This window comes from Streptomyces sp. NPDC028928 (genome assembly GCF_055564915.1).
Window position 1 is genome coordinate 1 of record NZ_JBVHVI010000018.1, and the last position, 12034, is coordinate 12034.

Here is a 12034-nt window from a genome sequence, read left to right on the forward strand (position 1 = left end):
AGCTAAGCCTCACAGCGCCGATGGTACTGCAGGGGGGACCCTGTGGGAGAGTAGGACGCCGCCGAACAATTTTTGGGAAAACCCCCGCATCGTTTTGATGCGGGGGTTTTCTGCGTTCAGGGTCGACTAGGGTCTACGGCATGCGCTATGACCTCGTCATCTTCGACAACGACGGCGTCCTCGTGGACAGCGAGCCCATATCCAACCGGCTCCTGGCCGCGTATCTCACCGAGTTGGGCCACCCGACCTCGTACGAGGACTCCATCCGCGACTACATGGGGTCGGCGATGCACCGCATCCACGAGCTGATCCTGGAACGGACGGGACAGCGGCTGCCGGCGGATTTCGACGAGGTCTTCCACGGCCGGGTGTTCGCCGCGTTCGAGCGGGAGTTGCAGCCCGTGGCCGGCGTGACCGGCGTACTGGAGAAGCTGGCCGTGGACGGGGTGCCGTACTGCGTGGCCTCCTCCGGGAGTCATGCGCGCATACGGGTGGGGCACCGGACGACCGGGCTCGACCGGTGGTTCACAAAGGAGCGCGTCTTCAGCTCGGAGGATGTGGGGCGGGGCAAGCCGGCGCCGGATCTGTTCCTGTACGCGGCCGAACGGATGGGGGTGGCCCCCGAGCGGTGTGTGGTCGTGGAGGACTCCCCGCTGGGCGTACAGGCGGCCGTGGCGGCCGGGATGGACGTCTACGGGTTCACCGCGATGACACCGGCGGCGCGGCTCGCGGACGCCGGGCAACTCTTCTCGGACATGGGCGAGTTGGCTGACCTGCTGGTATGACCCCGGTCCGGGGTCCGGGCTGACATTTGTCATGCGGAGCTGTGGACGATCGTTTCTACTGCCCGCCCCCGCCCGGCGGCGAAGCTGGGGGCATGACGAAGAACACGGGGAACCAGGGCCGTAAGCCGAGCGTGCTGGACAGCTTCAAGCCGCTGCTCATCGATGTGGCGGTGCCGCTCGGCTCGTACTACCTCCTCAAGGAGGCCTTCGGGATGAGCACCTTCGCGGCGCTCGCCTGGAGCAGCGTCGTCCCCGCGGTGCGGACCGTGTGGAGCCTGGTCAAGGACCGGACGACCAACGCGCTGGCGGGTCTCATCCTCGTCGTGAACATCGTCTCGCTGGTGCTGAGCTTCGTCTCCGGCGACCCGCGGCTGATGCTGGCCAAGGACAGCGGCGTCAGCAGCACGGTCGCCATCGGCATCCTGGTGTCCGTCATGCTCGGGAAGCCGATGATGACCGCGGGCATGAAGCCCTTCGTCGTGAAGGGCGACGCGGACAAGGAGGCCGCCTGGCAGCGGCTGATGTCCGGGGCGGCTGCCGAGTCCGCGGCCTTCCGGTCCAAGGAGCGGGCGTTCTCGGTGGTGTGGGGGCTGGCCCTGCTGGCCGAGTGCGTCGTGCGGGCCGTGGGTGCCTACACCGTGCCCGTGGACACCATGGTGTGGCTGGGCTCCGTCATCCTGGTCGCCGCGATGGCGATCGCCTTCGTGGTCAGCGGTGGTCTGGCCGTCGAGCCGATGGAGCGGATGCTCGCGGCCGAGGTGGAGGCCGGCCGGGCGCAGCAGCCCACGCTGGCCGTCGCCGCCTGATCAGCGATCGGGAACGGCCGAAGCTGAGGGAAATTCATCTTTGGCCGGATCTACCCACAGGTAGCCAGGGGCCCTACGCTCGCCGCCATGACTGATGTGCTGCGGCGCGGCAGGGCCTCTCTGGCGTTCGGCTTCTTCGCCCAGGGCGTCGCCTTCGCCCTGCTGGTGACGCGCATCCCGGCCATCCAGGACCGGTACGGCGTCTCCGACGCGCTGCTCCCGGCCTTCCTGGCCGCCGTGCCGATCCTCGCCGGGATCGGCAGTGTGACCACCGAGCAGCTGGTGAAGCGGGTCCGGCCCAGCCGGCTGCTGCGCTGGTCCCAGCCGGTGGTGCTGCTGGCACTGCTCGGCGTCGGGGCGGGCGGGCACGGGCAGGTGGCCGGGCTGGCGGTGGCGCTCGGCGTCTTCGGCCTGGCGGTGGGGGCGCTGGACGCGTCCATGAACATGCTCGGCGTCAGTCTCCAGCGGTCGTACGGGCGCAGCATCATGCTCAGCTTCCACGCCGCCTACAGCCTGGGCGGGATCCTCGGGGCCTCGCTGGCGTGGGCCGGGGCGCACTGGCAGCTCGCGCTGTGGGTGTCGTACCTGCCGGTGGTGGCCGTGCTGCTGCCGGCGACGCTGGTGGGGAGCCGGTGGTACGTCGACGGGGATCCGGCGCCCGTGCCGGAGGTCCGGGCGGACGGCGGTGGTGTCGTCTTCAAGCTGCTGCTGCCGCTGTGCCTGGTGATGACCTTCGCCTACATCGGGGACTCGACCGTCTCCAACTGGAGCGCGAAGTACCTGAAGGACGTGCTGGGCAGCTCGGAGCAGCTGGCGACCGTGCCGTACAACGTGTACATGGTGACCACGCTGGCGGGGCGGGCCCTGGGGGACTTCGGGGTGCGGCGGTTCGGGGCGGTGGCGGTCGTACGGCTCGGGGCGCTGGTCGCGGCCTGCGGGTTCGCGGTGGTGGCCGTGGCGCCCGGCGCGTGGGTCGGGATGCTCGGGTTCACCCTGCTGGGGCTGGGGCTGTGCGTGCTGGTGCCGCAGACCTTCGCGGCGGCGGGGAGGCTGTTCCCCGGGGCTTCGGACGCTGCGGTCGCCCGGCTGAACATCTTCAACTACGTGGGCTTCCTGATCGGTTCGCCGTTGGTGGGGGCGCTCGGGGACGCCTGGAGCTACCGGGGGGCCATGCTGGTGCCGATGGTGTTGGTGCTGGTGACCGTGGGGTACGCCAGGTCGTTCGCCGCTCAACCGGACCGATACGGTGGCGGGCATGAGCGGCCGCGCACAGCTGATGTGGGACGAGGCAGTAACGGGCTATGACTTCGGTCCGAGCCATCCGATGGACCCGGTCCGGCTGGACCTGACCCGCCGGCTGGTCGGTGCCTTCGGGCTCGACCGGGAGGTGCAGGTCGTCGCGGCCAAACCGGCCGGCGAGTCGACGCTCCGGCTGGTCCACCGGGAGGACTACATCGACGCCGTGAAGGCCGCGTCGGCGGATCCGGCCGGAGCGGACGGGTCGTACGGGATCGGCACGCTCGACGATCCCGCGTTCGCCGGGATGCACGAGGTGTCCGCGCTGATCGCGGGGCAGTCGGTGGGCGCGGCCGAGGCGGTGTGGCGGGGGGACGCCGAGCACGCGGTGAACTTCGCGGGCGGGCTGCACCACGCGATGCCGGGCGGGGCGTCGGGTTTCTGCATCTACAACGACGCCTCGCTCGCGATCGCGCGGCTGCTGGAGCTGGGCGCCGAGCGGGTCGCCTACGTGGACGTCGACGTCCACCACGGGGACGGGGTGCAGGCCGCGTTCTGGGAGGACCCGCGCGTGCTGACGATCTCGCTGCACGAGCATCCCCGCACCTTGTTCCCGCAGACCGGGTGGCCGCAGGAGACCGGCGCGGGCGCGGGGGAGGGGGCCGCGGTCAACGTGGCGCTGCCGGCCGGGACCGGGGACGCGGGCTGGGTACGGGCCTTCCACGCGGTGGTGCCGGAGCTGCTCGCGGAGTTCCGGCCGCAGGTCCTGGTCACCCAGCACGGGGCCGACACGCACTTCGAGGACCCGCTCGCCCATCTGGCCGTCTCGCTGGACGCGCAGCGGGCGGTGCAGGTGGCCTGTCACGAGCTGGCGCACGAGTACGCCGGGGGCAAGTGGGTCGCGCTGGGCGGGGGCGGATACGCGGTGGTGGATGTCGTACCGCGGTCGTGGACGCACCTGGTGGGGATCGCGGCGGGGAAGCCGGTGGCGCCGGAGGCCGTGATCCCCGAGAGCTGGCGCCGGGAAGTGTTCGCCCGCACGCGCCAGTTGGGGCCGCAGCGGATGACGGACGGGCGGTGGCCGGTGGCGTACGACGAGTGGGAGGCGGGTTACGACCCCGCCGACCGGGTTGATCAGGCCGTGCTGGCCACGCGGCGGGCCGTGTTCCCGCTGCGGGGGCTGCTGCCGTAGCGCCGCCGTCGTGGCGGCGCGGTCGGCATTAGGCCAACCGTGCGGGATTCCCGCCGTTTCCGTCCCGCCTCCGCCCCCGGTGGGCCACCATCGCATCCGTGTCGTCCCCCGCCCGTCTCCGTGCGCACCTGGTGGCCGCTCGGCTGGCCGGGGTGGTGGCGACCACGCGGGAGGAGAGCCTGCGGAGCTATCGGCTGTTCGCGGCCCGGGATCCGCGCGTGCTGATCGGGATGGATCCCGAAGGGTCCTGGGGAGTCCGGGACTTGATCGGGTTGATGGCGGAGAAGTGCGGGGTTTCGGACGATCCCCGGTACACGACCGGACCGGATGTGATCGATCCGGAGCGGACGCTCGCCGCGCTGGACGCCTTCGCCGGGCGGATCCGGGAGGTGGCCCGGCGCCGTGCGCCCGTGCTGCTGGGCACCGGGCACCCGCACCGGCTGCTGGGGTTCTACGCCGGTCTTGCGGACGCCTTGTCGGCGGCGGGATGTGAGGTCCTCACCCCCGCGCAGGGTCGCTGTGTCGACATATTGACCCGGTTCGGTCTACGTCCCCATCGCCTCGACTACGTACGAGGGGTTGGGCTGGTGCGGGAACCGGCGAGCGAGCGCCCCGGTTGTGAGCCGGGTGCCCACAGCCACTCGCCCCTCCCGGTTCGGGTCGCGCTCGACGCCGCGGCGGCGGCCGGCGGACCGCTGCCCGAGCTGGTCGTCGGGGACCACGGATGGGTCTGCGGTGCTGGTCAGCTGGGGTTCGAGGCCATCGGGCTGGCCGACACCGACGATCCCGCGCTGTTCGTGGGGGAGGCCGAGGGGCGGGTGTCCGTCGTCGTTCCGGTTGATGACGCAGTGCGGTCTGCTCACTACCGGCCGCTGGCCCGCTACGTACTCAATCGAGCGTGTCTGTCACAGTAGGCCGCCGATGGGTGCACCTCTTCCCCACTCGCATCACCCGCCCCTAGTCTGGGGAGTGAGCACGCAACGACGAAGAGTCACCGGAAGGGGAAGCCGGTGGCCGTCGAGTGCGGAAGGTTCAGGTGTGTCATGGCTGCAGCTGGCGAGAGGCCTCTGAACGAGGTTCAGTTCCTTACCGTGGCGGAGGTCGCCTCGGTGATGCGAGTGTCGAAGATGACCGTGTACCGCTTGGTGCACAGCGGTCATCTGCCCGCGATCCGGGTGGGACGTTCGTTCCGCGTCCCGGAGCAAGCGGTACACGAGTACCTCCGCGACAGCTATGTGGGGGTGGAGACGGCCTGACGACCACCCCCGGGTGACCCGGGGGTGCCCCCTCGATTACGACCTCGGCGCTCGGTTGGGTAGGCTAGCCCCTCGTAGGTCGTGTGGGCCCATGGCGCCCAAACAACCGAGACATGAGAAGTGAGCGAGGGTAGTCGTGGGCTCTGTTATCAAGAAGCGGCGCAAGCGGATGGCCAAGAAGAAGCACCGCAAGCTGCTCAAGCGCACGCGCGTTCAGCGTCGTAACAAGAAGTAGTGCGGTCCCCGCGCAAGCGGGGGTGATCCGTAAGCGGCGCCGCGAGAGTGTGGCCCTGTGGCCCCCCACCAGCAGTGGTGGGGGGCCACAGGCATATACCGATGGGGGAAATTCCGTCGCCAGGTGCATCTGGGGTCATCACAGCGCAACACCGACCGGCTAGGTTGGCCGCACACGGGGAACGCGGGATACCGGTTACGCGGGAAGGAAGGCGCTGATCTTGGGAAGGATCGTGCTCGTCACCGGAGTGGCCCGGCAGCTGGGCGGCCGGTTCGTGCGGCGGATCCAGCGGGACCCGGAGGTCGACCGTGTCATCGCGGTGGACGCGGTGCCCCCGGCACACCATCTGGGCGGAGCCGACTTCATCCAGGCCGACATCCGGCAGCCGACCATCGCCCGTGTGCTCGCCGAGACCGGCGCCGACACGGTCGTCCACATGGACGTGACCGGTACGGCCCTGGGCGGCGGCAGCCGGGCCACGGTCAAGGAGACCAACGTCATCGGCACCATGCAGCTGCTCGGTGCCTGCCAGAAGTCGCCGGCCGTGCGGCGGCTGGTGGTGAAGTCCAGCACGAACGTCTACGGCTCCGCGCCGCGCGATCCGGCCGTGTTCACCGAGACCACCCCGCCCAAGTCGCTGCCCAGCGGCGGCTTCGCGAAGGACGCCGTCGAGGTGGAGGGGTACGTGCGCGGCTTCGCGCGGCGGCGGCCGGACGTCGCCGTGTGCGTGCTGCGGTTCGCCAACATCCTCGGCCCCACCGCGGACACCCCGCTCGCCTCCTACTTCGCGCTGCCCGTCCTGCCGACCGTGTTCGGCTACGACCCGCGGCTGCAGTTCGTGCACGAGGACGACGTGATCGAGGTGCTGCGGATCGCCTCGCACGAGCCGCGCCGGGGCACCCTCAACAGCGGCACCTTCAACATCGCCGGGGACGGCGTGCTGCTGCTCTCGCAGTGCTCCCGGAGGCTCGGACGGCCCACCGTGCCGCTGCTGCTGCCCGCGGTCACCTGGGCCGGCTCCCTGGTGCGTACGCTCGGTATGACGGACTTCTCGCCGGAGCAGATCCGGCTGCTCACCCACGGGCGGGTGGTGGACACCGTCCAGATGCGCGAGACGCTGGGCTTCACGCCCCGCTACACCACGGCCGAGACCTTCGCGGACTTCGCGCGCGGCCAGGGCCCCGGGCTGCTGCCGCCGGAGACCCTCACGGCAGCCGTGGACCGGCTCGCCACGCTGACCGCGAGGGCGGGCGGCCACCCCCAGACGCACAGCGCCAACTGAGGAGAGCGGCAACGATGGCGGACGCCAAGGTCATTCCGTTCGACGACGACCGGTCCCGCGGGAGCGCCGCACAGCGCCCGGCGCGGCGCCGGAGCGCGGGGAGCCGGCGCGGCGAGGTCGGTGCCGTCCAGTCCCTGCCGGGCCGGGAGCGGGCGCGGGAGGACGGTCCCGTGAGCCGCGCGGAGGAGCCGCCGGAGGCCGGTGGCGGCCGGGACGGCGGGGACGGCGGCCTGGAGCGGCGGGTGGCGGCCGGGCTGGCCTTTCTGCGGCGCCGGCTCACCGGGGACTACGAGGTCGACGACTTCGGTTACGACGAGGAGCTGACCGACCAGGTCCTGATGTCGCTGCTGCGGCCGGTGTACGAGAAGTACTTCCGGGTCGAGGTGAAGGGCATCGAGAACATCCCGGCCAAGGGCGGGGCGCTGATCGTCGCCAACCACTCCGGCACGCTGCCGCTGGACGGCCTGATGATGCAGGTGGCGGTGCACGACCACCACCCGGCCGGCCGGCACCTGCGGCTGCTCGCCGCCGACCTGGTCTTCGTGCTGCCCGTGGTGAACGAGCTGGCCCGCAAGCTGGGGCACACGCTCGCCTGCGCGGAGGACGCGGAACGGCTGCTGGGCCAGGGCGAGCTGGTCGGGGTGATGCCGGAGGGGTTCAAGGGCATCGGGAAACCTTTCAGCGAGCGGTACAAGCTCCAGCGGTTCGGCCGGGGCGGCTTCGTCTCCACGGCCCTGCGGCAGGGTGCGCCGATCATTCCGTGCTCGATCGTCGGGGCGGAGGAGATCTACCCGATGATCGGCAACGCCAAGACGCTGGCGCGGGTGCTGGGTTTCCCGTACTTCCCGCTGACGCCGACGTTTCCGTGGCTGGGGCCGCTGGGTGCGATCCCGCTGCCCACCAAGTGGACGATCCAGTTCGGCGAGCCGATCCCGACGGACGGGTATCCGCCGGAGGCCGCGGAGGATCCGATGCTGATGTTCAACCTGACCGACCAGGTGCGGGAGCAGATCCAGCACACGCTGTACAAGCTGTTGGTGCAGCGCCGGTCGGTGTTCTTCTGAGTCCTCGTTCTTTCTGAGTCCTCGTTCTTCTGGTTCTGCCCTGTACGGCATCGAGGGCGCCCCTGCTCGGATAGGGGCGCCCTCGATGCCGTGGCCGCAGGCCGCTAGTCCGCGTCCTCGCCGTCGATGCCCAGGCCCGGGAGCAGGTCGGGGATGAGCGGGGGGATGGTGACGTCCGGCTGGCCCGTGGGGGACTTGCCGGCGGACGGGGAGCTGCCCTCCGACCCGGTCTTCGGCGGGTCGAGCAGGCCGCCCGTGTCTCCGCCGATGAGGCCCTCGCCGCTGCTGCCGGTGGCCGAGCCGCTCGGGGAGCCGGTGCCGGTGTGCTTGCCGGCGGACGGGGTGCTGCCGGCGGAGGCGGGCGGGTTCGACCGGTGGCTGCCGGAGGAACCGGTGGACGCCGAGCCGGAGCCGCCCTGACGGCTGCCGTCGCCGGGCTGGGCCGGCGGCTGCGGGAGCAGGGACTGCAGCGGGGCGACCTCTTCGTCTATGGCGTCGAAGACCGAGGACACCTGCTGTTTCACGTCGCCCAGCTGCACGGGCAGCCTGTCGCTGAGCGCGCTCCACGCCTCGCGGTGGGAGCGGGAGAACGCGGACAGCGCCTGGATGGGCTCCAGGGAGTCCGGGTCGGCCTCGTAGGCCGCGTGGAGCAGGCGGTGGCCCTCGGTGACATCGTGCTGCATCCCCGACAGGGTGCGGCGGATCTCGCCGATGGACTCGTGGTCCAGGTGGCCGCCCCGGCCGCGCTCCAGGAGCCGGCGGGCCTCGCTGAGCCGGGTGGAGGCCTGGTCGAGGTAGGTCTGGCCGCGCTGGTCGTCGCCATCGGTCAGGTAGTTGAGCTTGAAGTCCTCGATGCCGCGCTTCAGGCCGTACAGCGAGTCGCCGGGCAGTGCGTCGGAGCTGGCGGCGGCGACCCCGCCGAGCGCCCCGGCGGCCACGCCCACGCTGAGTCCGCCGGCCGCGAGGCCCTTGGTCAGCCTGGTGCGCGGGCGGAACTTGCCCAGTGGGCTCGCCCGGTGCGTGCCCCTGCCGCGGTGCGCCCGCTGTTCCGGTACCGACGCGTCCGCCGCCCCCGTGCCCTCCTGGAGCATGGCCTCCATCGCGGCCACCAGCTGGGCCCGTTGGACGACCTTGACCTCCGGGTCGAGCTGCGGCTTGGGCAGCGCGCCGAGACCGGCCGCCAGGGCCAGCAGCTCGCCCTGCTCGGAGCGTTCCTCGGTGGTCGGCGGCGATCCCGCCGGGCTTTCGGACTGCTCGGCCGCCGTGTCCCGGTCGGACTGCTCCTCCAGGGCCTGGGCGAAGGCGTTCGCCCGCCGGTGCGCCGATACGTTCGCGATCACTGGCGGCACCTCCTCTCGTCATGACGGTCGACTCCCCAGGGGGTCCTGAGGGTTGCACGTCCATGACCGCTTCCACACGATCGAGCGATCGGGGTCGGCCAGGACGTGACCACAGGGAGCCTGTATCCCGCACAACGACTGGCGCGGCACTTGGGTTACGGACGGCGGATGACCGGATCAGAAAGGCAACGGACTTTCACGGTAAGTGAGTTGGGTGTCGCCTTCGGTCACCCGGCTTCAGCGGGCGTCGTCCGGGAGCAGCCGGGCGAGGGTGCGTACGGCGCGGTACTGGAGGGTCTTGATGGCGCCCTCGTTCTTGCCCATGACCCGGGCGGTCTCGGCGACCGAGAGGCCCTGGAGGAAGCGGAGCGTCACGCACTCCTGCTGCTGCGGGTTGAGCCGCCGTACGGCGTCGAGCAGGGCGGCGTTCGACAGGGACTCCAGGACGGAGTCCTCCGGGGAGCGCTCGACCTCGTTGGCGTCGAGCATCTCGCCGGTGGTGACCTCCAGCCGGAAGCGGCTGGACTTGAAGTGGTCGGCGACCAGGTTCCGGGCGATGGTGACCAGCCAGGCGCCGAAGTCGCGGCCCTGCCAGGTGAAGGTGCCGATCCTTCTGAGCGCCCGCAGAAAGGTCTCGCTGGTGAGGTCCTCGGCGGTCGCGCGGCCGCCGACGCGGTAGTAGATGTACCGGTAGACGGTGTCGCTGTACTGGTCGTAGAGGCGCCCGAAGGCCTCGGCCTCCCCCGCCTGGGCGCGTTCGACCAGGTCCATCATGCGGGCGCTGTCGCTGTCGGCGGCCGGGCGGCGGGCGGTGGCCGCGCCGGTGGCACGCCCTCGTCTGCCGACGGCGGCGCTGCCGTCGGCCAGTGCGTAGCACGGGCCCGCGGGCGCGGCGGCGGCGAAGGCGGGGACGGCGTACGCGGTGGGGACGAAGCCGCGCAGCGTCTCTTTGACCGTCGCGACCGTTGCGCGCAGCGTAGCCAGGCCCGAGGCGTCAACCCCGACGTGTGGGTACACGGGACTCCCAGAGGCAGAGCTTCCATCACGTGCAGTGCGGGACCGTTCACCCGTCGTGGCGACGGAGGGGTACCGGTTTGCGTCTGAGGAGAATAACGCTTCGTACAGGCGCTGCTACACCGAGTTGCTCAAATCATCGATTGCGTCGCTTCTATGGCCGTTTGGTGATGGGTCAAGTTCCATAAGCTGATCGCTTGTTGACCGGAAAACGGCGTGTTTCGGTGAAGTGCGGGGCGTGTTGAACGAGGTGATGTACACGAGCGCGTTCAAGCGTCCGCGGAGCTATCGCCGGCGGCGGCTCAGGGCGATCGCCGCCGCCGTGCCGCCGGCGACCGCGCCGACGCCCGCCGCCGCCGGGATGCCGACCTTCGCCGCCTTGCGGCCCGTGCGGTAGTCCCGAAGGCGCCAGTCCTTCTCGCGGGCGTGCCTGCGGAGCTTGGCGTCGGGGTTGATGGCGTAGGGGTGGCCGACCAGGGACAGCATGGGGATGTCGTTGTGGCTGTCGCTGTAGGCGGCGCAGCGGGAGAGGTCCAGGCCCTCCGCCGCGGCGAGGGCGCGGACCGCCTCCGCCTTCGCCGGGCCGTGCAGCGGCTCGCCCACCAGCTTGCCCGTGTACACGCCGTCGACGGACTCGGCGACCGTGCCGAGCGCGCCGGTCAGACCGAGGCGGCGGGCGATCACCTGGGCGATCTCGACCGGGGCCGCGGTGACCAGCCACACCTTCTGGCCGGCGTCCAGGTGGGCCTGGGCGAGGGCGCGGGTGCCGGGCCAGATCCGGTCGGCCATGTACTCGTCGTAGATCTCCTCGCCGATCGACTCCAGCTCGGCGACCCGGTGGCCCTTGACGATCGACAGGGCCGAGTCGCGGGCGTCCTGCATGTGCTCGGGGTCCTCGACCCCGGCCAGCCGGAACCACGCCTGCTGCCAGGCGAACCTGGCCAGGTCGCGGGTCTCGAAGAACTTCCGCTTGTACAGTCCCCGGCCGAAGTGGAACAGCGCGGCGCCCTGCATGACCGTGTTGTCGAGGTCGAAGAAGGCGGCGGCCCGGTCGTCGCCGATCACCGGGAACTGAGGTTCCTCCGGCGTGGCGCGCGGGGCCTGCTGCGCCTCCTGCGAGGACTTGCGGGCGGCCTCCGCCGAGGCCTCGCCTGCCAACACGCTCCGCGCCGTGGCGGAGCGCCTACGGGGAGTGAGCCATCCGAGAGCGGCCATGACGTGAGCATAGCCAGTCTGTTCGGTGGTTCCGGCGTCGCCGGGTTGGCGCGGTGTGAACTCTCTGCGACCCGGCCGTTAAGGAAGCGATCCGGAATCCGATCCGGAACGGACGCGGGCAGGGCGAGAATGGCCGGTATGAGTCCCCTTTTCCGACGCAGGGCCGAGCCGCGCGCGCGGCTGGTCACGCTCATCCGCAAGCCCGGCTGTCATCTGTGCGACGACGCCCAGGTGGTGATCGAGAAGGTGTGCGGCGACCTCGGCGTGCCGTGGGAGCCGAAGGACATCACCGAGGACCGGGAACTCCACGACCGCTACTGGGAGCAGATCCCCGTCGTACTCATCGACGGTGAACAGCACACCTTCTGGCGCGTGAACGAGGAACGGCTGCGCCGTGCACTGACCGACTAGTCCAAACTGGCCGGAAAGTCGCTTAGGATCGACGGCGGTTTGGTCTCGGGGGCGGGATTCGTGAGGAGTGTGTGCGGTTTTGCCCCCAGTAACGAAGGAACGCCTGTGCGTATGCGCCGGTTCCCGCCGAGGGCGCGAAACCCGCGTGACCCCGGTCACTTCTGCCGGGCAAATCGGACACCATCTTTGTGCACGCGT

13 protein-coding genes and 1 rRNA gene are annotated in these 12034 nt (G+C 70.8%); 11 read left to right on the forward strand and 3 right to left on the reverse strand.

The features are described from left to right. The 10 genes from rrf to ACZ4U1_RS34255 form a co-directional block, all read left to right on the forward strand. Nucleotides 1-67 (forward strand): 5S ribosomal RNA (gene rrf, locus ACZ4U1_RS34210); the annotation flags it as partial. A 73-nt stretch (nucleotides 68-140) separates the two neighbouring features. After that, the gene (locus ACZ4U1_RS34215; RefSeq protein WP_467908064.1) at nucleotides 141-785 is read left to right on the forward strand and encodes an HAD family hydrolase; all 645 of its coding nucleotides are present in this window, start codon (nucleotides 141-143) and stop codon (nucleotides 783-785) included. Between the two features lie 92 nt (nucleotides 786-877). Next, nucleotides 878-1591 (forward strand): VC0807 family protein, encoded by a 714-nt coding sequence (locus ACZ4U1_RS34220; RefSeq protein WP_467908065.1) that lies wholly within the window; start codon nucleotides 878-880, stop codon nucleotides 1589-1591. Nucleotides 1592-1678: 87 nt separating this feature from the next. After that, complete coding sequence (locus tag ACZ4U1_RS34225) at nucleotides 1679-2896, forward strand: MFS transporter (protein WP_467908066.1); 1218 nt, start codon at nucleotides 1679-1681, stop codon at nucleotides 2894-2896. Next, on the forward strand, nucleotides 2847-4019 hold the full coding sequence (locus ACZ4U1_RS34230) for an acetoin utilization protein AcuC (protein WP_467908067.1): 1173 nt from the start codon (nucleotides 2847-2849) through the stop codon (nucleotides 4017-4019). The genes ACZ4U1_RS34225 and ACZ4U1_RS34230 overlap by 50 nt, the downstream gene beginning before the upstream one ends. Nucleotides 4020-4108: 89 nt before the next feature. Beyond that, nucleotides 4109-4933 carry a phosphatase gene (locus tag ACZ4U1_RS34235; RefSeq protein WP_467908190.1) on the forward strand — a complete coding sequence of 275 codons (825 nt, stop codon included), beginning with the start codon at nucleotides 4109-4111 and terminating at the stop codon, nucleotides 4931-4933. Nucleotides 4934-5062: 129 nt separating this feature from the next. Further along, a complete protein-coding gene (locus tag ACZ4U1_RS34240; protein WP_121791081.1) occupies nucleotides 5063-5275 on the forward strand; it encodes a helix-turn-helix domain-containing protein in 213 nt (70 codons plus the stop codon). 136 nt (nucleotides 5276-5411) lie between these two features. Next, entirely contained in the window at nucleotides 5412-5510 is a 99-nt protein-coding gene (locus ACZ4U1_RS34245; protein WP_003948845.1) for a 30S ribosomal protein bS22, read from the forward strand. A 220-nt stretch (nucleotides 5511-5730) separates the two neighbouring features. After that, the gene (locus ACZ4U1_RS34250; RefSeq protein ID WP_467908068.1) at nucleotides 5731-6792 is read left to right on the forward strand and encodes an NAD-dependent epimerase/dehydratase family protein; all 1062 of its coding nucleotides are present in this window, start codon (nucleotides 5731-5733) and stop codon (nucleotides 6790-6792) included. A gap of 14 nt (nucleotides 6793-6806) precedes the next feature. After that, nucleotides 6807-7856 (forward strand): lysophospholipid acyltransferase family protein, encoded by a 1050-nt coding sequence (locus tag ACZ4U1_RS34255; protein ID WP_467908069.1) that lies wholly within the window; start codon nucleotides 6807-6809, stop codon nucleotides 7854-7856. Nucleotides 7857-7960: 104 nt separating this feature from the next. On the opposite strand, the gene ACZ4U1_RS34260 is transcribed toward ACZ4U1_RS34255, so the two are convergent. The 3 genes from ACZ4U1_RS34260 to ACZ4U1_RS34270 all read right to left on the reverse strand — a co-directional run bounded on the left by ACZ4U1_RS34260 (nucleotide 7961) and on the right by ACZ4U1_RS34270 (nucleotide 11425). After that, on the reverse strand, nucleotides 7961-9196 hold the full coding sequence (locus ACZ4U1_RS34260) for a DUF5667 domain-containing protein (RefSeq protein ID WP_467908070.1): 1236 nt from the start codon (nucleotides 9194-9196) through the stop codon (nucleotides 7961-7963). A gap of 237 nt (nucleotides 9197-9433) precedes the next feature. After that, nucleotides 9434-10213, reverse strand: coding sequence for an ECF subfamily RNA polymerase sigma factor, BldN family (locus ACZ4U1_RS34265; protein ID WP_189297858.1), 780 nt, complete (start codon nucleotides 10211-10213; stop codon nucleotides 9434-9436). Between the two features lie 282 nt (nucleotides 10214-10495). Continuing rightward, nucleotides 10496-11425, reverse strand: a complete 930-nt coding sequence (locus ACZ4U1_RS34270; protein WP_467908071.1) for an HAD family hydrolase — start codon at nucleotides 11423-11425, stop codon at nucleotides 10496-10498. Between the two features lie 129 nt (nucleotides 11426-11554). Between ACZ4U1_RS34270 and ACZ4U1_RS34275 the strand changes: the two genes are divergently transcribed. Next, the gene (locus tag ACZ4U1_RS34275) at nucleotides 11555-11836 is read left to right on the forward strand and encodes a glutaredoxin family protein (RefSeq protein ID WP_392817708.1); all 282 of its coding nucleotides are present in this window, start codon (nucleotides 11555-11557) and stop codon (nucleotides 11834-11836) included. Nucleotides 11837-12034: the final 198 nt, after the last annotated feature.

Excerpts from the sequence above, each read along its gene's own strand:
- ACZ4U1_RS34215 (WP_467908064.1), top strand. The coding sequence starts at position 141 with ATGCGCTATGACCTCGTCATCTTCGACAACGACGGCGTCCTCGTGGAC.
- ACZ4U1_RS34220 (WP_467908065.1), top strand. The coding sequence starts at position 878 with ATGACGAAGAACACGGGGAACCAGGGCCGTAAGCCGAGCGTGCTGGAC.
- ACZ4U1_RS34225 (WP_467908066.1), top strand. The coding sequence starts at position 1,679 with ATGACTGATGTGCTGCGGCGCGGCAGGGCCTCTCTGGCGTTCGGCTTC.
- ACZ4U1_RS34230 (WP_467908067.1), top strand. The coding sequence starts at position 2,847 with ATGAGCGGCCGCGCACAGCTGATGTGGGACGAGGCAGTAACGGGCTAT.
- ACZ4U1_RS34240 (WP_121791081.1), top strand. The coding sequence starts at position 5,063 with ATGGCTGCAGCTGGCGAGAGGCCTCTGAACGAGGTTCAGTTCCTTACC.
- ACZ4U1_RS34255 (WP_467908069.1), top strand. The coding sequence starts at position 6,807 with ATGGCGGACGCCAAGGTCATTCCGTTCGACGACGACCGGTCCCGCGGG.
- ACZ4U1_RS34270 (WP_467908071.1), bottom strand. The coding sequence starts at position 11,425 with ATGGCCGCTCTCGGATGGCTCACTCCCCGTAGGCGCTCCGCCACGGCG.
- ACZ4U1_RS34275 (WP_392817708.1), top strand. The coding sequence starts at position 11,555 with ATGGCCGGTATGAGTCCCCTTTTCCGACGCAGGGCCGAGCCGCGCGCG.